The organism is Nocardioides sp. NPDC057767, assembly GCF_042798275.1.
Lineage (GTDB): Bacteria > Actinomycetota > Actinomycetes > Propionibacteriales > Nocardioidaceae > Nocardioides.
This window is the reverse complement of record NZ_JBHVKJ010000036.1, coordinates 30,155-51,060: the sequence shown is the minus strand read 5'-3', so window position 1 is coordinate 51,060 and position 20,906 is coordinate 30,155. Positions and strand designations below refer to the sequence as shown.

Genomic DNA, 20,906 nt, shown 5'->3' with positions numbered 1-20,906 from the left:
GCCTCGTCCTCAGACGGTGCGCTGGGTGGCGGCGGTGGCGAGCGCGCGCAGGGTGCCTGCGGCGCCCGCGTCCAGGGTGCCGGCGGACCGGGCCTCGTCCAGGGCGGTGAGGCCCTGGTCGGCGAGCTCGGTGATGGTCTTCTCGACCTGCTGCTCGGCGCCGGAGGTGGTGATGATCGTACGCAGCGCCGCGACCTGATCGTCGGTGAGCTGCTGGCCCAGGGAACGGTCGAGGAGGTCGGCGTCGGCGGCCGGTGAGCCCGTCAGGGCGAGAGCGACCAGGACGGTGCGCTTGCCCTCGACCAGGTCGTCGCCGGCGGGCTTGCCGGTGACCGAGGGATCGCCGAAGACGCCGAGGAGGTCGTCGCGGAGCTGGAAGGCCTCACCGACGGGAAGACCGTAGGCGGACAGCGCCTCGATCTGCTCGCGCGAGGCTCCGGCCAGGGCGGCGCCGACGTGGAGGGGACGCTCGACCGAGTACTTGGCCGCCTTGTAGCGCACCACCTTCATCGCGGCCTGGACGTCGGCGGCACCGCGCGCCTGCACGGTGATGTCGAGGAACTGCCCGGCGATGACCTCGCTGCGGGTGTGATCGAAGACCGACAGCGCGGCGGCGGTCTCGGCACCCCCGAACCCAGAGGTACGCAGCAGCTCATCGGCCCAGGTCAGCAGCAGGTCTCCGAGGAGCACCGCAGCGGCGTCACCGTAGGCGCGGGACCGGCCCGGCCAACCCGCGGCGGCGTGGTCGGCCTCGAACGCGCGGTGCGCGGCCGGTGCGCCGCGACGGGTGTCGGAGTCGTCGATGACGTCGTCGTGGACGAGCGCCGAAGCCTGGAGGAGCTCGAGCGCGGCGGCCGCCCGCACGAGCGACTCCTCCTCGGCGGGCGTGGGGGAGGGGCGGACCGCGTGGAAGCCCCAGTAGCAGAACGCGGCCCTCAGCCGCTTGCCTCCGGACATCGACTCGCGGGCCCGGCGCAGCAGCGGTTCGACCTCGTCGCCGAGCGGGATCAGCCGCTCGGTCTGGGTCTCGAGAAAGGTGTCCAGCGCCCCCTGGACGCGACTGCGGAATTCATCGGCGTCCCACGTTTCATTCACTCTCCGAGCCTAGGGCACTCATTACGATGGCCCGATGGTGACTGGACGTGGGCGCTCCTTGGCGGAGCTGATCAACCAGGGGGAGCGCTCGTTCTCCTTCGAGTTCTTCCCGCCGAAGGACGAGGCCGGCGAGGAGCAGCTGTGGAACGCCGTGCGCGCCCTGGAGCCCTACCGGCCGACGTTCGTGAGCGTCACCTACGGCGCCGGCGGCTCGACCCGTGACAAGACCGTCGCCATCACCGGCCGGATCGCCGCGGAGACCGAGCTGCTGCCGGTCGCCCACCTGACCTGCGTCGGTCACACCCGCGAGGAGGTCGCCGGGATCCTGGACGCCTATGCGGCGAAGGGGGTCGAGCACGTGATGGCGCTGCGCGGCGACCCCGCGGAGGGTCCGCGAGCGGAGTGGACCCCGACCCCGGGCGGTCTCGACTACGCGATCGACGTGGTGAGGCTGGCCCGGGAGCGCGGTGACTTCCGCATCGGCGTCGCCGCCTTCCCGGAGGGTCACCCGGGTGCCGAGTCGATCGAGGCCGACGCCGACGTGCTGGTCGCCAAGGCGAAGGCCGGAGCAGAGTTCGCGGTCACCCAGATGTTCTTCCGGGCCGCGGACTACTTCGGCCTGGTCGACCGGGTCCGTGCCCGCGGCGTGGGCATCCCGATCCTGCCGGGGATCATGCCGATCCTGAACCTCGCCGCCATCCGCCGCCAGAGCGAGCTCATCGGGGCCGAGGTGCCCGAGGAGATCGTCGAGCGCATCACCGCGGCCGGTCCGGACCCCGCCGACATTCGTGCCGAGGGGATCGCGGTCGCCGCCGAGCTGTGCCAGGAGCTCCTCGACGGAGGCGCCCCCGGCCTGCACTTCTACACGCTCAACCGGTCCAAGGCGACGCTGGAGATCTTCGCCAAGCTCAACGTCACGGTCTAGGCGCACTCACTTCTCGGCAGGGCCGATCGACTGCGCGACCAGCGCGGCCGACAGCCCGGCGAACGGCAACCCGGCGCCCGGAGTGGCGTGGGCGCCGGCCGCGTAGACGTTCGGGATCGGGGTGCGCGGCCCGAGGCGCTGGAACACCGTGCCGCGCCCCGCCCACTTCACGCCCAGCGGAGACCCGCGCCAGCGGCGTACGAGCTCAGCGGCGCCCAGGTCGACGCGGTGCACGACGTGCTCACGGACGTCGATCTTGTGGCGTGCCAGCGCCAGCAGGACGTCCTCCATCAGCTTGCCGTGGGAGTGGATCGTCCAGGCGTGCTGTCCTTCGGGGGCGAGCCCGCGGGTGCGTACGACCAGGGTGGGCTCGCCGTGGAGCACCAGCTCGTCGGGCAGGTCGGTGAGGTGCTCGGGCAGCGAGGTGAGCCCGAGGTGGAACGTCATCGGTGGGATCGCCGGCAGGGTGCGCTCCACCAGTGGCCGCAGGGCCGGCAGCGAGCGCGGGTCGAAGGCGACCACGACCGCTCCGTCCGCGCCGAGGTCGATCTCGCCGGCGGCGGTGCTCACGGCGACCGCCCGGCCGTCGCGTACGACGATGTCCTCCACCCGGGTCGCGGTCTGCACCGAGACCCGGCGGGTGGCCATCCGGGAGCTGAGCACCTCGGCGACCACGCCCATCCCGCCCTCGACGCGCCAGGCGCCGAACCGCTGCTCGAGGTAGGCGGTCAACCCCGCCCAGGCAGGTACGTCACGCAGCTCCTGTCCCGCGGCGACGAACGGGTGCGCCGCGACCAGCCGCAGGCGCTCGTCCTTGAACGTCTTGCGCAGCCGCTTGTGGAGGGTCTCGCGGGACCGGAACCTTTCCGCGACCGCCGACGGCAGCGCCGAGGGCTCCCAGGGCACCTCGAAGTAGTGCTGGCGCAGCACCTCCCAGTCCTCGCTGAACCGGGCGACGTAGTCGGTCCACAGCCGTCCCATGCCCGGCTTGAGCTCGTCGAAGGCCGCCAGCTGGGCTCCGCGGGTGCCGCCCGGCACCGCGACCGAGGTCTTGTCGGGGAACCGGTGCTCGCGGACGACGTCCATCGGGACCAGCTCGAGCTCACGCTCCGCGGGCCGTCCGGACTTGCGGAACAGGTCGCGCATCACCGCGGGCAGCAGCGTCGAGGTCGCCGAGGCGTCCCAGGTGAACCCCTCCTCGCGCACCGGCACCAGGGCGCCGCCGAGCTGGCCGGACGCCTCCAGGAGGGTCACCGAGTGGCCGAGCTTGGCCAGCCTGGCGGCGCTGGCCATCCCGGCGTACCCGCCCCCGAGGACGACGACGCGCGTCACTGGACCGGGTAGGGCAGGGTGTCGCCGCCGGAGGACCCGTCAGGTGGTGGCGCGCCCCGCCGCCCGCGCCGGGTCAGCTTGCGCCAGCCGCCGCGAACGGCCCGGATGATGAGGTAGACCAGCACCAGCCCGGCCACCAGGAGGACCGCGGCGACGCCGGCCGCGGCCAGCGGGTGCTCGGTCGCGAACCAGACCACGCCCAGGACGAGGCCGTCCTCGACGACGCTGACCACCGAGTTGGAGACCGGCTCGGGCGAGGTGTTGACCGCCAGCCGCTCGCTGGCCTTGACCAGGTGGGACATCAGCGCGGTCGTGCCGCCCACGACGCCGCCGACGGCCTCGTTGAGAGAGTCGGCCTCACCGGCGAGCAGGACGCCGATCACCGCGCCGATGGTGGGTCGGATCACCGTGGAGATCGAATCCCAGGTGGAGTCGATGTAGGGCACCTTGTCGGCGACGAACTCGATCGCGTACATCAGCCCCGCGGCGGCCAGCACCGGCCACGTGCCGAGCACGTCCGGGATCGCCTCGGCCCCCGTCGTACGCTGCGCGACGCCGAGCACCAGCACGACCAGGTAGGCGTTGATGCCACTGGCCCACCCACTGGAGAAGGTCAGCGCTAGAGATTCCATGAGGACATCTTGGCCTACGCCACCGACAACCCGGCCCCGGCCCGAGACCAAGAGCACGCGAGCGCGTATTTACCTACGTTGGACCCGGTACGGCAGAATGGGCTGATCAACGGAGACTGAACCCCCACGTCGCAAGGAGACCGGATGACCATGACGACACCCGACGAGAACGAAGGTGTGGTCGTGAGCGAGGGCCCGGAGGTCGCTTTCGAGGTGGCAGCGCTCGCCGCCGAGCCCGTGCCTCGCGAGATGACGTGGGCGATCCGGCTGATCATCGGCCTGATCGCCTTCAGCGCGGTCGTGGTCGTGGTGATGGTGCTGCGCTCCGACGACCTCGTGCGCGCCTGGGCGGAGGGCAACCCCTCGGCCAAGCGCATCCTCGAGACCGAGGGCCTCGACGCCCTGATCAACCCGCCGACCGACAACCGGGTCAGCGCGCCGGCCTTCATCGCCCCCGCCATCACGCTGTTCGGCGTGATGGCCATCATGATGGGGGTGCTCGCGGTCTTCCTCCGCAACGGCTTCGAGTGGGCCCGGATCACGATCACGTTCCTGGTGTTCATCTCCGCGGTCGCCAGCATCGGCGGCATCCTGACCGGCCCGCCGGTGATCATCAGCGTCCTCACCTGGATCGCGATCGTCATCGCGGCCGGGCTGCTGGCGGTCATGTGGCTGCCGGCGAACACCCGTTACATCCACCCGCCGCACCGGATCCGCGGCGCCGTCGACGACGACTGAGCGACCGCCGGGACCACCTCGACACGCCCCGTCACCGATACGTCTTGTGACTGTCGGTGGCGGGGTGTAGTTTGATCCCGTGTTCGAACAAATGTTCGAACAACCAGGCTCTGGCGGGCGTCGTCCTCGACCCCCGACGCCCGCCGGAGCCGTCCACTGCGGGGTCGACCTTGAGCGAGAAGGACGACCCGATGCATCTGCTGCCGGCGACGACTCACAGCTACCTCTTCCGCGCCACCGAGTCTCTCTCGGAGGCCATCGTGGCCGACGACGTGCCGAGCAGGTACGCGATGGCCCATGTCGCCGCCCTGCAGGCCGCAGCGGCGCTGATCGCCGCCCGCACCGATCCGGTCGAGGCCGCGAGCCGCGCTGGCCGCCGTCGTCCGTGGAACGCCTGGGTCCGACTCAAGAAGGTCGCGCCCGAGCTCTCGGAGTGGGCCGAATACTTCGCCGCGGGTGCCGCCAAGCGCGCCGCCGCGGAGGCCGGCTCGATCCGGGCGGTCACCGCCGAGGAGGCCGACGAGCAGGTGCGTGACGCCGACCGTTTCCTCGCTGTCGTCGAGGAGTCCCTCGGGCTGATGGCCCACACCTCCCACGTCACCCGTCTCCGTCACGACCGCCTCGTGGGCTGATTCAGGTGAGGTGGGATCAGGGCCTACGCTTGGCCCCATGGCAGCTGGCTCCGCATCAACCAGTCGTCGGGCAGGCGCCCGGACCGTCGCCGTCTGGGACGCGCTCGACCCGGTCCTGGGCTCCGGCTCGCTCGACGTCCTCGACATCGGCGGCGGCACCGGCACCTCAGCCGTACGCATCGCCGGGCTCGGTCACCGGGTCACCGTCGTCGACCCGAGCCCGGACGCGCTGGCAGCCCTCGACCGGCGTGCCCGCGAGGCCGGCGTCTCCGTCGACGCGCGCCAGGGTGACCTGGCCGCCCTCTCCGACGTCGCCGACCCTGGCGGTGCCGACCTGGTGCTGTGCCACGGCGTCCTCGAGGTCGTCCCCGACCCCGCGGCGGCACTGGCGGGGATCCGCGAGGTGCTCCGCCCCGGTGGCACCCTCAGCCTGCTGGTCGCCCAGCGCACCGCCGCCGTCCTCTCCCGCGCCCTGGCCGGCCACTTCGCCCAGGCCGCCGAGCTGCTCGACGACACCGCGCCGCAGGGCCGCTCCGGTCGCCGGTTCGCTCTCGACGAGGTCACCGGGCTGCTGGACGCGGCGGGGTTCGAGGTCGCGGACGTCCGTGGCGTACGTGTCTTCGTCGATCACGTTCCGGGGTCGCTGCTCGACGTCGAGCCAGCGGCTACCTCCGCGCTTGTCGAGCTCGAGCAGCGCGCTTCTACTCGCGCCGACTACCTGCCGTTGGCTTCGCAGCTGCATCTGCTCGCTTCGCTTCGCTGACGGCTCGCTTCGCTTCGCCCACGGGCGCCGACGCGGAGGATCGGGGTGACCTCCTCCGCTGGCGCTCCGGAGGCCACCCCGATCCTCCATGTCGACATGGACGCCTTCTTCGTCTCGGTGGCGATCAGGCACCAGCCCGACCTCTGGGACCAGCCGGTGGTGGGCGGACATGCGAGAGGCGTGGTGACCTGCGCCAACTATCCGGCCCGGGCCTACGGCGTGCGGGCCGCGATGCCGGGCTCGATGGCCAGACGGCTGTGCCCTCAGCTCGTCTCGGTCCGTCTCGACTTCGGTGAGGTCGCCGAGGTCTCCCACCAGGTCCGCGAGATCTTCCGCCGCGCCACCCCGCTGGTGGAGGTGGTCAGCGTCGACGAGGCATTCCTCGACGTGCGTGGAGCGACCAGGCTCTTCGGGAGCCCCGAGTCGATCGCCCACCGGATCCGCCGCCAGATCTTCGAGGAGCTGAGCATCACCTGCTCGGTCGGCGTGGCGCCCACCCCGAGCGTGGCCAAGGTCGGCAGCCGCAAGGCGAAGCCCGACGGCGTCGTGGTCGTCCGGCCGGAGGAGATCCCCGGCTTCCTCCACCCGCTCGACGTCGGTGAGCTCTACGGGGTCGGCCCGAGCACCCGGACCAGGCTGCGGCGGCTCGGCTTCGAGACGGTGGGCGACATCGCCCGCACCCCGGTGCCGACGCTCCACCAGATCCTCGGCCCCCGCCTCGGTGGCCACCTGCACCGGCTCGCCACCGGCACCGACCGGCGCGAGCTCACCGGGCGGCTGGGTCCCGACCTGCCCGACCGGTCCACCGGCGCCCAGGAGACCTTCGGCCACGACCTGAGCGCCCGCGAGGACATCGTGCGTGAGCTGCTGCGCCTCTCGGCCCGCGTCACCCGGAGGATGAGGAGGGCCGGCACTGTCGGTCGCACGATCGTGCTGACGGTCCGGTTCACCGACTTCAAGACCATCTCGCGCTCCCGCACGCTGCCCGACCCCACCGACGTCACCCAGGAGGTGCACGCCACGGCGGTCCGGCTCTACGACGAGCTCGACCTCCGCGGCCGGGCTCTGCGCCTGGTCGGGGTCCGGGTGGAGCACCTGGTCACCCGAGAGGGCACCGACCGACAGCTCGTGCTCGGAGAGCGCGAGCGAGGCTGGTCCGAGGCCGACCGCGCCGCCGATCAGGTCGCCGAACGCTTCGGGTCCGGCCTCGTGCGCCGGGCGAGCCTGCTCGATCACGGCCGGGGTTGACGCAGATGCCCATTCGCTTGACACAATCGGTCGTGGTTGTGCCATGTGGCAGAACGTGACGGGGCAAGAATTTTCCGGGCTGACTACCGCCTTCAGGGTGGCGTGCCTAGACTTGTAGATGCCCCAACAGGACATGGGAGGTACGGTGCCACTCTCGGAAGAGGAGCTTCGCCTGCTCGAGCAGATGGAGCGCGCGCTCTCGGCGGAGGACCCGAAGTTCGCCTCCGCCCTCCGAGGCACGGCCTTGCGCCGTGCCCAACGTCGACACGCGGTCATCGCGGGCATCGTGCTCGCCGCTGGAGTCGCGTTGTTGATGACCGGTGTGATCTCACGGATGTGGGTCGTCGGTGTGGTCGGCTTCCTGGTGATGCTGGCCTCGACCTCCGTGCTGCTCACCGCTCTGCGCGGCGCCGCCACGGTCGAGGAGGACGACGGGAACCACACCCCGCGCAGCTCGTTCCTCGACCGCGCCAGCGAGCGCTGGAAGCAGCGCCGCCGCGGCGACAACGACCTGTAGAGGTCAGGACGAGATCAGCTCCCGCTCGGACCGCGCGGCCGGTCCGTCGGTGGCTGGCGTCGCCGGGCGCCTGAAGACCGATGCCGGCCACAGCCGTGCCCGTCTCCGGGCCCGCCGGTCGGCCTGTTCCCTGAGCGCGGCCGAGACCAGGCGTACGTCCTCGCCGACCGCCGAGTTGTCGCGATGCTCCGCATAGCGGTTGCGCTCGACGGCGGCCACGATGCGCTGCAGCGCGAGCATCGGCTCGCGGCTCTGCAGGTGAGGAGCCAGGCCGGTGGCCTCCTCCCGCGGTGAGCGGGTCCCGGTCCAGGGCAGGCCCAGGTCGATCGCGGTGTCGCCGAGCTCGGTCCAGCCGGCCTCCGCATCGCCCGCGAGCCGCGTGGTCCGCCGCCGGCGCCGGACGACCGCCGGTGCCGCGAGCGCGACCACTCCGACGAGCGCGACGATGCCGAGTCCTGTCCAGACGGCGCCGGTGTTGGACTCCTCGGCGCCGGTGTCGGCGACCTCCGGAAGGTCGGGCTCTTCGCGCTGCGGCCGGTTGGGCACCGGTGCCACGCTGGTGCCGGCGCTGGGTGCGGGCGCCTCCGGCTCGTTGCGGGCATTGCCCAGCGCCCCGGTCGTGTAGCCGGGCTCTCGGGTGTCGGCGGCTGCCGGTGTGGGCTCGAAGCGGACCCAGCCGATGTCCTCGAACCACAGCTCGGGCCAGGCGTGCAGATCGCGGCCACGGAACTGCCAGACGCCGTCCTCGTCCTGGTCCCCGTTCAGGAAGCCGACCGAGACCCGGGCCGGGATGCCGATCTCGCGGGCGAGCACGGCCATTGCCGTCGCGTACTGCTGGCAGTAGCCGACCTTGTTGGTCGTCAGGAACTCCAGCAGCGCCGCACTGTCGGTGCCGACGTCGCGCTCCAGGCTGTAGACGAACTCGCCGCTGTGGCGGAACCAGTTCTGCAGGGCGACGGCCTTGGCGAAGGGCCGGTCCTGACCTGCGGTCCGCTCCAGGGCGATCTCCTCGATCTCGTCGGGGAGCAGCGGCAGGTCGGTCATCCCCGGCGGCGCCCCGATTCCGGGCTCGCCCGCCGCCAGCAGACGCTGCTGGGACGGCTCGACCGGAGCGGCGGTCATCCGCCAGCTCTCGCCGGCGACGGTGTGGTCGCGGCCCTCGGTGGACATGAAGTCGAGGGTGTCCTCGTCGTAGCGCCACGGACCCCTGGCGGTGATCTCGAGGGGATGGGTGAAGACCGGGAGCCAGGTCGACTCGAACTTGTCGCTGGCCCGCAGCTGGTAGGTCGTGGGCTCGCCCAGCAACGTCTCGTCGGACATGGGCGGCTCGAAACCGGCGATGCCGGTCTGGTCGGAGGGGACGTCGCGGTCGCCGGGGGTCCACTCGGTGCCGGTGAACTTCGTCAGCGTCAGGATCCGCAGGTAGGAGGGCGGCGACGTGGGCTCGTCGAAGACCGGGGTGGCGGTGACCATCACCTCGTCGGACTGCCTGCGCAGGTCGCCGTAGAGCCCGACGGTCGGGTTGATCACCCGCAGCTGACCGCTGCCGTCGCCCGGCCCCAGACCGGGGAGGGTGATGTTCGGGCTCGGCATCCAGGCCGGGGCGAGAAGGGCGATCGCGACCGCCGAGACGCCGATGACGGCCGGCCCGGCGGCGGGCACGACGGGGAGATCCTCGTCGAGACGCCGCCCCCATCGACCGAGCTGCTGGGCGCGGTCGAAGCGCAGCATCACCAGGAACGCGGTCGCGGTGAGCACGAAGACGACCCAGGAGACCCCACCCCAGCCGCCGGCGCCGATGATGCTGAACGGCACCGTGAACACGCCCAGCACGACCAGGCCCATCATCGGCGGCCGCCGCAGGGAGACCGCGAGGACGTCTGCCAGGAACACGGCCGCGACACCGCCCGGGACGAGGTAGGCCGCCACCTCCGGTGCGGACATCGGCAGGTCGAAGGGGTTGAAGGCGGCGTAGGCCTCGGTCATCGCGGCCGAGACCCGCGCCCGCCCGCCGGCGGTGACGGGGAAGGGGTGCTGGACGACCAGCAGGCTGGTCGCGATCGTGCCGAGGAGCAGCTGCAGCAGCACCACGACCGAGCCGTGCACGCGCAGCAGCCGCGCGGAGATGCCGGTGCCGACCACGAGCAGGCCGGCGACCAGGATCGGGCCGAGGTAGGAGAACGGCGTGCTGGTGAACGAGCCCCACGAGGACAGGGCGAACAGGACGGTCACGAAGCACGTCACCGGCACCGCCATGGCGGGCACGACGCCGCGTACGTCGGAGGAGGTCATCATCGCGCGGCCCCCGCTCCTGCGGCCGCGCCCCGGGTGCCGAGCTCGCGCCAGCGCGTCGCCACCGAGTCGCCGATGCCGAGCTCGACCGCCTTCCAGCCGTGCTGGATGAGCAGGGGTACGCCGCTGGGCCGCTGCTGCTCGGGCGCCAGGTGCACCGCGCTCCAGCCGTCCACGGCGAGCGAGAAGGCGAGGGCGGCCCCGGTGTGGTGGCGCACCCGGCGAAGGACACCGGCATCCTCCTCGTCGAGGGAGCCGAGGATCGCGACCGTGACGCCGCCCTGCCCGGCCTCGCCGATCCAGGAGGCGTCGATGTGATGGTGCTGGACGGTCTCGACCACGGCGAGCGCCTCCAGCAGCGCGGCCGCGTCGGCCTGGCCTTCGCGGTCGTGCCAGCCGGCGTTCATCTCGCCGGCTGCGCCGGCTCCGGGGGCGGCGCCGCCGGAGGTCACCAGGCGTACGGAGTAGCCGGCCTCGACCAGGTGCACCGCGACCGAGGCGGCGACGACGACGGCCTGCTCGAAGGAGGAGCCGGCGCCCTGGCCCCGGTGGGCCGAGCGCCGGTTGTCGAGGAAGACGGTGGCTCGCGCCTGCCAGGGCTGCTCCTCACGGCGCACCATCAGCTCGCCGAGACGTGCCGAGCTGCGCCAGTGCACCCGCCGCAGCTCGTCGCCGCGGCGGTACTCCCGCACCGTGACGTCCTCCGCGCTGCCGCCGAGGAAGGCCCGCGGCCGGGAGTCGCCGGATGCGGTGGCGTTGCCGGTCAGCGGCGTGGACGGCAGCGGGAGCACCCGCGGCGTGACCGTGAACGGAAGGGTGGAGTGGAAGGCGCGGTTGAGCTCCACCAGGCCGAACGGGTCCGCCACGGTCACCCGCATCGGGCCGATGTCGAAGCGGCCGCGGATCTCCGAGCGGATCTGGTAGCCGAGCTTGTGACGCCAGCCGAAGCCGATCCGGTCGACCACGAAGCGCGGGCGTCCACCCAGCGCGTAGGGCACCGTCTCCTCCAGCAGCAGCGTGCCGGTGGGGATCCGGCCCTCGTTGGCGATGGTCAGCTCGACCTTGGCGGGCTGTCCGGCCTCGGTCAGGTGCGGCTCGATGTGGCGCACGAGGGCGAGCCGGTAACGGCCCCAGGCGGCGACCACCGCGGTGACCAGCGGCAGCGCCACCAGCAGCATCCCGATCCGGGACAGCGTCGACTGGTCCAGCAGGATCCCGCAGATGATCGCGGTGATCCCGGCGGCCAGGAACGCCCGGCCCCGGACGGTCAGTCCGGACAGCGCCTCACGCATATCGGGTGGCTCCCTCGTGGGTCAGGACTGCGGCACCGGCACGGCGGACACGACGGTCTCGAGGATGTCGGTGACCGACCGGCCGTGCATCGCCGCGGAGGCGCTGGGGAGGAGACGGTGGGCAAGGACCGGGCCGGTCAGCCTGCGTACGTCATCGGGCAGGACGAACTCGCGTCCGTGCAGAGCGGCATGAGCCTTCGCGGCCCGCAGCAGGTGCAGGCTGGCCCGCGGCGAGGCGCCGAGGGCGAGCTCGTTGTTGGCGCGGGTCGCCGCGGTCAGGGCGACGGTGTAGCGGCGCACCGCGTCGGCGACGTAGATCTGGTTGACGACGCCGACGAGCTTGCGGATCTCCGCGGCGTCGGTCACCGGGTCGAGGTCGTCGAGCGGGTTGGCCGCGCTGTGGCTGGCCAGCATCGCGATCTCGGAGCCGACCGGGGGATAGCCGATCGAGACCCGCGCCATGAACCGGTCGCGCTGCGCCTCGGGGAGGGCGTACGTCCCCTCCATCTCGATCGGGTTCTGGGTCGCGATCACCATGAACGGCGACTCCAGCTGATAGGTCACGTTGTCGACGGTGACCTGGTGCTCCTCCATGCACTCCAGCAGCGCCGACTGGGTCTTGGGAGAGGCACGGTTGATCTCGTCGCCGACCACGATGTTGGCGAAGATGCCACCCGGGCGGAACTCGAACTCCCGGGTGTTCTGGTTGAAGATCGACACCCCGGTGACGTCGCTCGGGAGCAGGTCGGGCGTGAACTGGATGCGGCGCACCGAGCAGTCGATCGAGCGTGCCAGCGCCTTCGCGAGCTGGGTCTTGCCGACTCCCGGTACGTCCTCGATCAGGAGGTGCCCCTCGGCGAGGAGCACGGTGAGCGTGGAGTCGACGACGTCGGTCTTTCCTTCGATCACCTTCTCGATGCTGTCGCGAATGCGGCCCGCGACCCGCACCAATGTCTCGATCTCTGCCCCATGCACTGGGCCCGATCCTGGGGCCTCCAACGGCGTCGTCACGTCGCGTCCTTCCGACTCACACCTGCTTATGGGAACACCGTACGGGGTAGCGCCTACGGGCGTCTGCGCCATTGACCCGACTGTGACCTGCCTGGGGGACGACCGGCCGGCGGTCGACGGCCTGGCCGCACCGAGCTGCGGGGAGCGGCGTGTGGTGCGAAAACACCTCGTGGGGGAGGAAGGTGGTTTGAATGTGGGGGATTGTGGGGTACGGTGGGGCAAAGTGGAGGAATGATCCACGTTGAGCTGACCGCGGGGGCGAGCACATGTTCTTCATGGGCACGTACACGCCGAAGCTCGACGAGAAGGGCCGGATCTTCCTTCCCGCAAAGTTCCGAGATCGACTGGCGGAGGGGGTTGTCGTGACGCAAGGTCAGGAGAACTGCCTCGTGGTGTGGCCCGAGGACGTCTTCATGCAGGAGGCGCAGCGGGCCCAGCAGACGCCGCTCACCTCCCGGGACGCACGCGACTACGCCCGTGTCCTCTTTGCGGGGGCCGAGCAGACGACACCGGACAAGCAGGGCCGGATCGGCATCCCGCCGCTCCTGCGCGACTACGCCGGGATCGTCAAGGACGTCGTCGTGATCGGTGTGATGGACCGGATCGAGATCTGGGACCCGGCCAAGTGGGCGGAGTACTCCGCGGGTGCACAGGCCAAGTTCGCAGACCTCGACGAGTCGACGGACTGATAAAGGGACAGATCGACAAAGCGACAAGCAACAAGACAAGTCAACAGCGGATCCGCAGGACGAGGTCTCAGTCCCGCTCCACTCCTCCAGCCATCCGGGGCACCTTCCCCGGTTCCGGACGGCACTTGGTGGTGACGGAGCGGGCATGAGACCTGGCTCTGCGGATTCGTGGCGTTGTCAGCCCGTGGCTCTGCCGAAGAGGCGGGCGAGAACACACACCAGACGAAGCCGTGCGATGGGGGTCGAGGCGGTGACGAACCAGAAGCACGTGCCGGTGATGCTCGACCGCATCGTCGACCTGCTCGCACCCGCGCTCGCCGACGGCGGCGTCCTGGTCGACTGCACGACCGGCCACGGTGGTCACACCGAGGCGGTCCTCGAGCGGATCCCCGGGTCCCGCGTGATCGGCATCGATCGCGACACCTATGCCCTCGGCATCGCGGGGGAGCGGCTGGCGCGCTTCGGCGACCGGTGGACAGGAGTCCATGCGGTCTACGACGAGATCCTCGACGTGGTCGCGGGGCAGGGTCTGGACGAGGTCCAGGCGGTGCTCTTCGACCTCGGTGTCTCCTCGATGCAGCTCGACCAGCGCGAGCGTGGGTTCGCCTACGCCGAGGACGCTCCGCTCGACATGCGGATGGACGCCACCCGTGGCCAGACCGCGGCCGACGTGCTCAACACCTACTCGGCGGCGGACCTGACCCGGATCCTGCGGGACTACGGCGAGGAGAAGTTCGCCAAGAAGATCGCCCACGCCGTGGTCAGACGTCGGGAGAAGCAGCCGTTCACGACCTCGGGCCCGCTCGTGGAGCTCCTCTACGCGGAGATCCCGGCACCGGCTCGTCGCACCGGCGGACATCCGGCCAAGCGCACCTTCCAGGCCCTGCGGATGGAGGTCAACGACGAGCTCGGTGCGCTGCGTACGGCACTGCCGGCCTCGCTCGAGGCCGTCGGCGTCGGAGGCCGCGTGGTGGTCGAGTCCTACCACTCGCTGGAGGACCGGCTCACCAAGCGGGCCTTCACCGAGGCGACGAAGCTGGACGTACCTCCCGACCTGCCGTTCGTGCCGCCCGACGCGGAGCCGTCCTTCCGCCTGCTCACCCGTGGTGCCGAGCAGGCGACCGAGGCGGAGATCGAGGAGAACCCGCGCGCCGCCTCGGTGAGGCTGCGCGCGGTGGAGCGCACCAAGCCCCGAACCAACCTTCCCAAGTCAACCCCTGGAGCAACCAGATGAGCATCGCCGCCGCGCCACAGGCGCCTGCGCGCCGCCCGGACCGGGCGGCCGAGACGACCCAGCCACGACTCGCCGCCGTTCCGGCGCCGCTGCCGGCGCCGATGGCCCCGCGGCTGCCGTTCGTCGTGCTCGTCTCGATGCTGCTCGTCGGTGGGGTCGTGGGTCTGCTCGTCTTCAACACCTCCATGCAGCAGTCGGCCTTCCAGGAGCAGCGCCTCCAGGAGCAGGCGACCACGCTGGCCGCCCGTGAGCAGGCGCTCGACGGAGAGCTGAAGAAGATGGAGGACCCGCACAAGATCGCCGCCGAGGCGAAGGACCTGGGCATGGTCGTCCCGCAGAACGCGGCCATGCTGCGGGTCCCCGAGGCGGAGATCGAGGGCGAGGCAGCCCCGGCCGACCGGTCCGCGACGCCACCGCTGCACCCGAAGGTCGCCAAGCCCTACAGCGTGCTGGTCGCCGAGCAGAAGGCGGCCGAGGCGGCCGCCGCGAAGAAGAAGGCGGCCGAGCTCGCCGAGAAGAAGCGCGCCCAGGAGGCGGCGGAGAAGCAGGCGACCGAGGAGCAGCGTACGTCGTCGGGCGAGGCCCGGTAGGGGAGGGGAACGATGGCCAGGCGACAGGTCCAGCGGAAGGTTCGCCGGCCGGCGCGACGGCCTGCCCCGCGGCCCGCATCCGCGGCGACGCGGCGACGCGGGCCGGTGCACATCCGGCTCCGCGTCGGCTTCATCCTGGTGGCGATGGTGCTCTCGGTCTTCGGTGGCCGGCTGGTGCAGCTGCAGGGCATCGACCCGCACTCGTACGCCGCGATGGCGGCCGCCGAGAACGTCGTCGACGTCGTGCTGCCGGCCGAGCGTGGCGAGATCCTCGACCGTGACGGCGAGGCGCTGGCCGACTCCTCCGACGGGCTGATGGTGCTGGCCGACCCGAAGCAGACCAAGAAGGACGCCCCGGCGATCGCCGCGTTCCTGGCCAAGGAGCTCGGCGTCGACTACGCATCGGCGCTCGCCAAGCTGCGCAAGGACGGCAGCCGGTTCCAGTACATCAAGCGGCAGGTGCCCGCGACCCAGGCCACCGCCGCGGTGGAGAAGGCGTCCAAGGAGGGCTACCAGGGCCTGTGGACCAGCCGCGACCCGCTGCGCAACTACCCCAACGGCGACGTCGCGGCGAACCTGGTCGGCTTCATGGGCAACGACGGTCCGCTCGCGGGGCTCGAGGCCGCTTTCGACAAGCACCTGGCCGGCAAGGACGGCCACGCCGAGTACGACGCGACCAGCCCGGTCAGCGGCACCCGGATGCCACTCGGGACCAACAACCGCGTCGACCCCGTCGACGGCAACGACCTGACCCTCACCATCGACCGCGACCTGCAGTACTACGTGCAGCAGACGCTGATGGACGCCGTGCAGAACTCGCGCGCCGAGTCCGGGATGGCCGTGGTCATGGACACCCAGACCGGCGAGATCCTCAGCCTGGTCGACTACCCGACCTTCGACGCCCGTGACCCGGCCGCCTCGCCGAAGGTGCTGCGGGGGAGCAATGCCCTCTCCAACGTCTACGAGCCGGGCTCGGTCCAGAAGGTGCTCACCGTCGCCGGCCTGCTCGACCAGGGTCTCGTCTCGCCCTCGACCCGGATCCGGGTGCCGGAGTCCTACATGTCGGGTGGCGCCCCGATCCGCGACTGGTATCCCCACGGCGTCGAGAAGCTCACCCTCGCCGGTGTGATCGCGAAGTCCTCCAACATCGGCACCGTGATGGCCGCGGACAAGTACGCCGACGGCCAGCTGCGCGAGTACCTGTCGGCGTTCGGTCTGGGCCGGCGCACCGGGCTGGGCCTGGACACCGAGTCGGCGGGCCTGCTGGCCTCGCCGGAGGCCTGGAACGACGCCAACGAGGACCGCATCGACTTCGGTCAGTCCATCTCGGTCAACGCCGTGCAGATGACCGCGGCGCTCAACACCATCGCCAACGGCGGCGTACACATCGACCCCAGCCTGATCGTCGGGAACGCGACCAACAACTCCGGCGTCGAGGTCGGCACCGACACCGCCCAGCGCAACCGGGTGGTGTCCCAGGAGGCCGCCTCCCAGACCGCGGAGATGATGGAGCGCGTCATCAACGACCCGGTCAACGGCACCGCCAAGCAGGCCGCCGTCCCCGGCTACCGCGTCTCCGGCAAGACCGGCACCGCGCAGCGGGTCAACTCCGAGTGCAAGTGCTACGACGGCACCAACACCGTCTCCTTCGGCGGCTTCGCCCCCACCGACGACCCGCGTTTCACGGTCTACGTCGCGATCCACAACCCCGGCAACGGCGGCGGTGGTGGCTCCGTAGCCGGTCCGGTCTTCTCGCAGATCACGTCCTTCGTCCTGCGTCGCTACGGCGTCCCGCCGACCGGCACCGCGCCGTCGAAGATGCCCACTGGCTGGTGAAGCCGGTCCCAGGGATACCCGGTCGTCAGGGTGTCCCTGGGGTTGACGAGCACTGCAACACCCGTCAACCCCACGACGTGCCCGTCAAGCACGCCGCGCCATCTCTCGATGCGGATCGAGAACGTCGATTGGCATCCAATACATAATCGAGTTATGTTTTTAGGGTGAGCGCAGCAGTGACCGGCCGGGACCTGGCACCCATCATCGAGCGCCTCGTGCGGCTCGTGCGCGAGGTGTCGACGGCCGGCGAGGTCTCCACGACCGGCGCCGCGGTGCTCGCGCGGCTCGGCCGGCTCGGCGGCCAGCGGATCACCGACCTCGCCCGGGCCGAGGGTGTGTCCCAGCCGGCCATGACCCAGCTCGTCAACAGGCTCGAGCAGGACGGGCTGGTGCGGCGTACGGCCGACGTGGCCGACCGCCGGGGAGTGCTCGTCGAGACCACCGACCGTGGTCGTGAGGTCACCGCCGCCAGGCGTACGCAGCGGGCCGAGGTGCTCGAGGCGGCACTGGAGCGCCTCGACGCCTCCGACCGGACGGCCATCGCGGCCGCACTGCCCGCGCTCGACCGGCTCGTCGACGCCGTGCTCGATTCCTGACGCGCCGGCCTGCCGGCGACGCGTACGAAACAACGTCTGAGAAGAGGCAAGAAGGATGAGCTCCCACCAAGGGGCAGCTGCCGCAAGCCCGTTCAAGCAACCTCGCGCCGTGTGGGCGGTCGCGTTCGCGTGCGTGGTGTCGTTCATGGGGATCGGGCTCGTCGACCCGATCCTGCCGGTGCTCGCCGAGGAGCTGAAGGCGACGCCCGCTCAGGTGTCGCTGCTGTTCACCAGCTATCTGGTGGTGACCGCCGTGGCGATGCTCGGGGTCGGCTGGGTCTCCAGCCGGATCGGCGCGAAGTGGACGCTGATCCTCGGTCTGGTCCTGATCGTGGTGTTCGCCGGGCTGGCCGGCACCGTCGACGGCGTGGACGGCATCGTCGGCTTCCGGGCCGGCTGGGGCCTGGGCAACGCGCTGTTCATCTCCACCAGCCTGGCGGTCATCGTCGGCTCGGCGACCGGGGGATTCGCGGGCGCGATCATCCTCTACGAGACCGCGCTCGGGCTCGGCATCGCGGTCGGCCCCCTCCTCGGAGGGGTGCTCGGTGGCATCTCCTGGCGCGGCCCGTTCTTCGGCGTCTCCGCGCTGATGGCGATCGCCCTGGTCGCGACGCTGGTCTTCCTGCCGCCGACGCCCAAGCCGGAGAAGAAGGTCTCGCTGCTCGCGCCGCTCGCCGCCCTGCGCCACCGCGGGCTGCTGACGATGGGCATCATGGCGCTGCTCTACAACTGGGGCTTCTTCACGCTGCTCGGCTACGCGCCCTACCCGATGGGGCTGCACGACCCGCTGCAGCTCGGCTGGGTCTTCTTCGCCTGGGGCATCCTGGTCGCCGTCTTCGCCGTGTGGGGCGCGCCGTGGGCGCAGCGCCGCTTCGGCACCGCGCCGACCCTCTACGTCAACCTGCTCGGACTCGGCGTCCTGCTCGCCGTCATCGGCCTGGGCGTCTCCTCGCCGACCGTGGTGATCGTGGCCGTGATCCTGTCCGGCATCTTCGTCGGCCTCAACAACACCCTGACCACCCAGGCGGTCATGCTGGTCTCGCCGGTGGAGCGGCCGATCGCCTCCTCCGCCTACGGGTTCGTACGCTTCATCGGCGGTGGCCTCGCGCCGTTCGCCGCGGGCAGGATCGCCGAGGCGACCGACCAGTCGGTGGCCTTCTACGTCGGTGCCGCCGCGTTCCTGATCGCGATCCCGGTCCTGGCCAGCGGACACAGGCTGATCACGGCCGCCGAGTCGGCCGAGACCGCCGAGCCGGTCGCGCCCACGCTGGAGCCCGTCGGACCCGTCCGCGGCGAGGGCCGACCGGTGCTGGTCGCCGTCGGGGCGACCCTCGACGCCGACGCGGTCGTCGACCGGGCCGCCGAGCTGGCTGCGGGTGAGGGAGCCCCGCTGGAGGTGGTCCACGTCCGCGAGACCGAGGTCGTCGAGGAGCTCGCGATCGACGCCGAGGAGCCCGAGACGGCCGCCGCGACCGTGCGCGCTCATCTCGACCGCCTCGCCGCCCGCGGTGTCACCGCGACCGGCCTGGTGCTGCACAGCGTCGGCGACCACGCCAGCGCCGGGACGGTGCTGGCCAGGTACGCCACCGAGGCCGGGGCCCGCACGATCGCGCTCGGTTCGTCGCCGCGGGGTCGTGCCGCCCAGCTCGCCGACGGTTCGATCACCACTGCCGTGGTGCGCGACGCCGGCGTACCCGTCGTGCTCGTCGTCCCCGGCGAGGAACCGCACGAGCTCAGCGCCGCGGCACTGGCCCAGCTGCGCCACGCCTGAGCGCCACGCCTGAGGCCGGCCCGGCGGGACCTCGTCCCGCCGGGCGGATAACCTTCGCAGGTGAGCAGTGCGTACGAGACGGCGGATCCCCAGAGCCCGACCCGCCCACGAGTGACCGAGCCGGTGATGCTGGCCGAGCTGGCCGGCGAGTTCGGCCTGGACGTACGCGGCGAGGCCCGTGTCACCGGGGTCACGCTGAGCTCCCAACGAGTGCTGCCGGGTGACCTCTACGCCGCGCTCCCCGGCAGCCGGGCGCACGGCGCCGGCTACGCCGCCGGTGCGATCGAGGCCGGAGCGGTGGCGGTGCTGACCGACGCCGCGGGCGCTGCCGCGCTGGAGGCCCAGGGTCTCGGCGAGGTGCCCGTGCTGCTCGTGGAGCAGCCGCGCAAGGTGCTCGGTGCCCTCTCCGCCCGCGTCTACGGCAACCCCTCGGGCCGGCTGCGGTTGATCGGCGTGACCGGAACCCAGGGCAAGACGACGACGACCCGGCTCGCCGAGAGCGCGCTGCTCGACGCCGGCCACCGTGCCGGCGTCATCGGCACGGTCGGCACCCGGATCGGCGGGCGTGACGTGAAGACGCCGCTCACCACGCCCGAGGCGCCCGACCTGCACGGGCTCTTCGCCCGGATGGTGGAGGAGGGCACCGAGGCCTGCGCGATGGAGGTCTCCTCCCACGCTCTGGTGATGGGACGTGTCGACGGGGTCGTCTTCGACGTCGCCGTCTTCCTCAACCTGGGTCGCGACCACCTCGACTTCCACGAGACGGTCGAGGACTACTACGCGGCGAAGGCCGACCTGTTCACTCCCGAGCGGGCGAAGCTCGGCATCGTCAACGTCGACGACGAGCACGGCCGCCGGCTCGCGGCCGAGGCGGCCATCCCGATCCTGACCTACGCCCTGCACGACGACACCGCCGACTGGCGTGCCACCGACATCGAGCTGCGCCCCGACGGCTCCAGCTTCACCGTCCACGGCCCCGACGGCCTGTCCTTCCCGGCCGCCAGCCCGCTGGCCGGCGACTACAACGTCAGCAACACCCTCGCGGCCCTGGCGAGCATCCACCACGCGTACCAGGCGGCGCACGATGCCTCGGGCTCCGCTTCGGCAGACGTCGTACGCAGCGTCGCCGCCGCTCTGGCCAAGGGCTCCGGCGTCCCGGGGCGGCTCGAGCGGATCGACGAGGGCCAGGCGTTCACCGTGGTGGTCGACTACGCGCACAAGCCGGACGCGGTCGAGGCCGCGCTCGGCACGCTCCGCCCGCTCACCGAGTCCCGGTTGATCGTGGTGATCGGGGCCGGGGGAGACCGCGACACCGGCAAGCGGCCGATCATGGGCGAGATCAGCGCGCGCCTGGCCGACCACGTGATCGTCACCGACGACAACCCCCGCACCGAGGACCCGGCGAGCATCCGGCGACAGGTGCTGGCGGGCGCCGCCGGCGGATCCGCGAGCGTCGAGGAGATCGGCGACCGGCGGGCCGCGATCGAGCGGGCGATCAGCCTCGCCCAGCCCGGCGATATCGTCGTCGTCGCAGGTAAGGGCCATGAGACGGGCCAGGAGATCAACGGTGTCACCCACCCGTTCGACGACCGCGAGGTCGTCCGCGAGGCGTTGGCGCAACACTGATCGATGCGCTGATTCGGCGGGGTGCCGCAGAGCCGGCGAACCCGTAGGGAAGAATGCCCGAGGCCGGTGTCTTCGCTATGCACACCG

At 71.5% G+C, this 20,906-nt stretch carries 19 protein-coding genes; 13 read left to right on the top strand and 6 right to left on the bottom strand.

What is annotated here, in order from left to right:
• Positions 1 to 9: 9 nt before the first annotated feature.
• Positions 10 to 1,095: a polyprenyl synthetase family protein gene (locus tag ACFVDI_RS18820; protein ID WP_378907982.1), complete on the bottom strand. Its 1,086-nt coding sequence runs from the start codon at positions 1,093 to 1,095 to the stop codon at positions 10 to 12.
• Between the two features lie 34 nt (positions 1,096 to 1,129).
• Here ACFVDI_RS18820 and metF point away from each other — a divergent pair, with 34 nt between their 5' ends.
• A complete protein-coding gene (gene metF, locus ACFVDI_RS18815) occupies positions 1,130 to 2,020 on the top strand; it encodes a methylenetetrahydrofolate reductase [NAD(P)H] (protein ID WP_378907980.1) in 891 nt (296 codons plus the stop codon).
• A 6-nt stretch (positions 2,021 to 2,026) separates the two neighbouring features.
• Here metF and ACFVDI_RS18810 read toward each other — a convergent pair whose 3' ends face one another.
• Both ACFVDI_RS18810 and ACFVDI_RS18805 read right to left on the bottom strand, forming a co-directional pair.
• A complete protein-coding gene (locus ACFVDI_RS18810) occupies positions 2,027 to 3,352 on the bottom strand; it encodes a phytoene desaturase family protein (protein ID WP_378907977.1) in 1,326 nt (441 codons plus the stop codon).
• Complete coding sequence (locus ACFVDI_RS18805; RefSeq protein WP_378907974.1) at positions 3,349 to 3,984, bottom strand: DUF4126 domain-containing protein; 636 nt, start codon at positions 3,982 to 3,984, stop codon at positions 3,349 to 3,351. Before ACFVDI_RS18805 ends, ACFVDI_RS18810 begins: the two co-directional genes overlap by 4 nt.
• Before the next feature lie 144 nt (positions 3,985 to 4,128).
• Here ACFVDI_RS18805 and ACFVDI_RS18800 point away from each other — a divergent pair, with 144 nt between their 5' ends.
• The 5 genes from ACFVDI_RS18800 to ACFVDI_RS18780 all read left to right on the top strand — a co-directional run bounded on the left by ACFVDI_RS18800 (position 4,129) and on the right by ACFVDI_RS18780 (position 7,882).
• Positions 4,129 to 4,722 carry a hypothetical protein gene (locus tag ACFVDI_RS18800; protein ID WP_378907971.1) on the top strand — a complete coding sequence of 198 codons (594 nt, stop codon included), beginning with the start codon at positions 4,129 to 4,131 and terminating at the stop codon, positions 4,720 to 4,722.
• 191 nt (positions 4,723 to 4,913) lie between these two features.
• Positions 4,914 to 5,354 (top strand): SAV_6107 family HEPN domain-containing protein, encoded by a 441-nt coding sequence (locus ACFVDI_RS18795; protein ID WP_378907967.1) that lies wholly within the window; start codon positions 4,914 to 4,916, stop codon positions 5,352 to 5,354.
• Between the two features lie 37 nt (positions 5,355 to 5,391).
• Positions 5,392 to 6,117 carry a methyltransferase domain-containing protein gene (locus ACFVDI_RS18790; RefSeq protein ID WP_378907963.1) on the top strand — a complete coding sequence of 242 codons (726 nt, stop codon included), beginning with the start codon at positions 5,392 to 5,394 and terminating at the stop codon, positions 6,115 to 6,117.
• A gap of 45 nt (positions 6,118 to 6,162) precedes the next feature.
• Positions 6,163 to 7,365 carry a DNA polymerase IV gene (gene dinB / locus ACFVDI_RS18785; RefSeq protein WP_378907961.1) on the top strand — a complete coding sequence of 401 codons (1,203 nt, stop codon included), beginning with the start codon at positions 6,163 to 6,165 and terminating at the stop codon, positions 7,363 to 7,365.
• Positions 7,366 to 7,510: 145 nt separating this feature from the next.
• Positions 7,511 to 7,882: a DUF3040 domain-containing protein gene (locus ACFVDI_RS18780; RefSeq protein WP_378907958.1), complete on the top strand. Its 372-nt coding sequence runs from the start codon at positions 7,511 to 7,513 to the stop codon at positions 7,880 to 7,882.
• Positions 7,883 to 7,885: 3 nt separating this feature from the next.
• Here the strand turns inward: ACFVDI_RS18780 and ACFVDI_RS18775 are convergent, their stop codons facing one another.
• Genes ACFVDI_RS18775 through ACFVDI_RS18765 form a run of 3 tightly spaced genes read right to left on the bottom strand, consistent with a single transcriptional unit; the run spans position 7,886 to position 12,441 of the window.
• Positions 7,886 to 10,177: a transglutaminaseTgpA domain-containing protein gene (locus ACFVDI_RS18775; RefSeq protein ID WP_378907956.1), complete on the bottom strand. Its 2,292-nt coding sequence runs from the start codon at positions 10,175 to 10,177 to the stop codon at positions 7,886 to 7,888.
• Positions 10,174 to 11,466: a DUF58 domain-containing protein gene (locus tag ACFVDI_RS18770; RefSeq protein WP_378907953.1), complete on the bottom strand. Its 1,293-nt coding sequence runs from the start codon at positions 11,464 to 11,466 to the stop codon at positions 10,174 to 10,176. The genes ACFVDI_RS18775 and ACFVDI_RS18770 overlap by 4 nt, the downstream gene beginning before the upstream one ends.
• 21 nt (positions 11,467 to 11,487) lie before the next feature.
• A complete protein-coding gene (locus ACFVDI_RS18765) occupies positions 11,488 to 12,441 on the bottom strand; it encodes an AAA family ATPase (RefSeq protein WP_378907950.1) in 954 nt (317 codons plus the stop codon).
• 302 nt (positions 12,442 to 12,743) lie between these two features.
• On the opposite strand from ACFVDI_RS18765, the gene mraZ reads away from it, so the two are divergent.
• The 7 genes from mraZ (at position 12,744) to ACFVDI_RS18730 (ending at position 20,819) form a co-directional block, all read left to right on the top strand.
• Positions 12,744 to 13,166: a division/cell wall cluster transcriptional repressor MraZ gene (gene mraZ / locus ACFVDI_RS18760; RefSeq protein WP_008363047.1), complete on the top strand. Its 423-nt coding sequence runs from the start codon at positions 12,744 to 12,746 to the stop codon at positions 13,164 to 13,166.
• Positions 13,167 to 13,401: 235 nt separating this feature from the next.
• Positions 13,402 to 14,400 carry a 16S rRNA (cytosine(1402)-N(4))-methyltransferase RsmH gene (gene rsmH, locus ACFVDI_RS18755; protein ID WP_378907947.1) on the top strand — a complete coding sequence of 333 codons (999 nt, stop codon included), beginning with the start codon at positions 13,402 to 13,404 and terminating at the stop codon, positions 14,398 to 14,400.
• Positions 14,397 to 14,990: a hypothetical protein gene (locus ACFVDI_RS18750; protein ID WP_378907944.1), complete on the top strand. Its 594-nt coding sequence runs from the start codon at positions 14,397 to 14,399 to the stop codon at positions 14,988 to 14,990. The genes rsmH and ACFVDI_RS18750 overlap by 4 nt, the downstream gene beginning before the upstream one ends.
• Before the next feature lie 12 nt (positions 14,991 to 15,002).
• Entirely contained in the window at positions 15,003 to 16,826 is a 1,824-nt protein-coding gene (locus ACFVDI_RS18745) for a peptidoglycan D,D-transpeptidase FtsI family protein (RefSeq protein ID WP_378907941.1), read from the top strand.
• A 164-nt stretch (positions 16,827 to 16,990) separates the two neighbouring features.
• A complete protein-coding gene (locus ACFVDI_RS18740) occupies positions 16,991 to 17,422 on the top strand; it encodes a MarR family transcriptional regulator (RefSeq protein WP_378907938.1) in 432 nt (143 codons plus the stop codon).
• A gap of 55 nt (positions 17,423 to 17,477) precedes the next feature.
• Positions 17,478 to 19,193, top strand: coding sequence for an MFS transporter (locus ACFVDI_RS18735; protein ID WP_378907935.1), 1,716 nt, complete (start codon positions 17,478 to 17,480; stop codon positions 19,191 to 19,193).
• 126 nt (positions 19,194 to 19,319) lie between these two features.
• Positions 19,320 to 20,819, top strand: a complete 1,500-nt coding sequence (locus ACFVDI_RS18730) for a UDP-N-acetylmuramoyl-L-alanyl-D-glutamate--2,6-diaminopimelate ligase (RefSeq protein WP_378908028.1) — start codon at positions 19,320 to 19,322, stop codon at positions 20,817 to 20,819.
• Positions 20,820 to 20,906 lie beyond the last annotated feature (87 nt).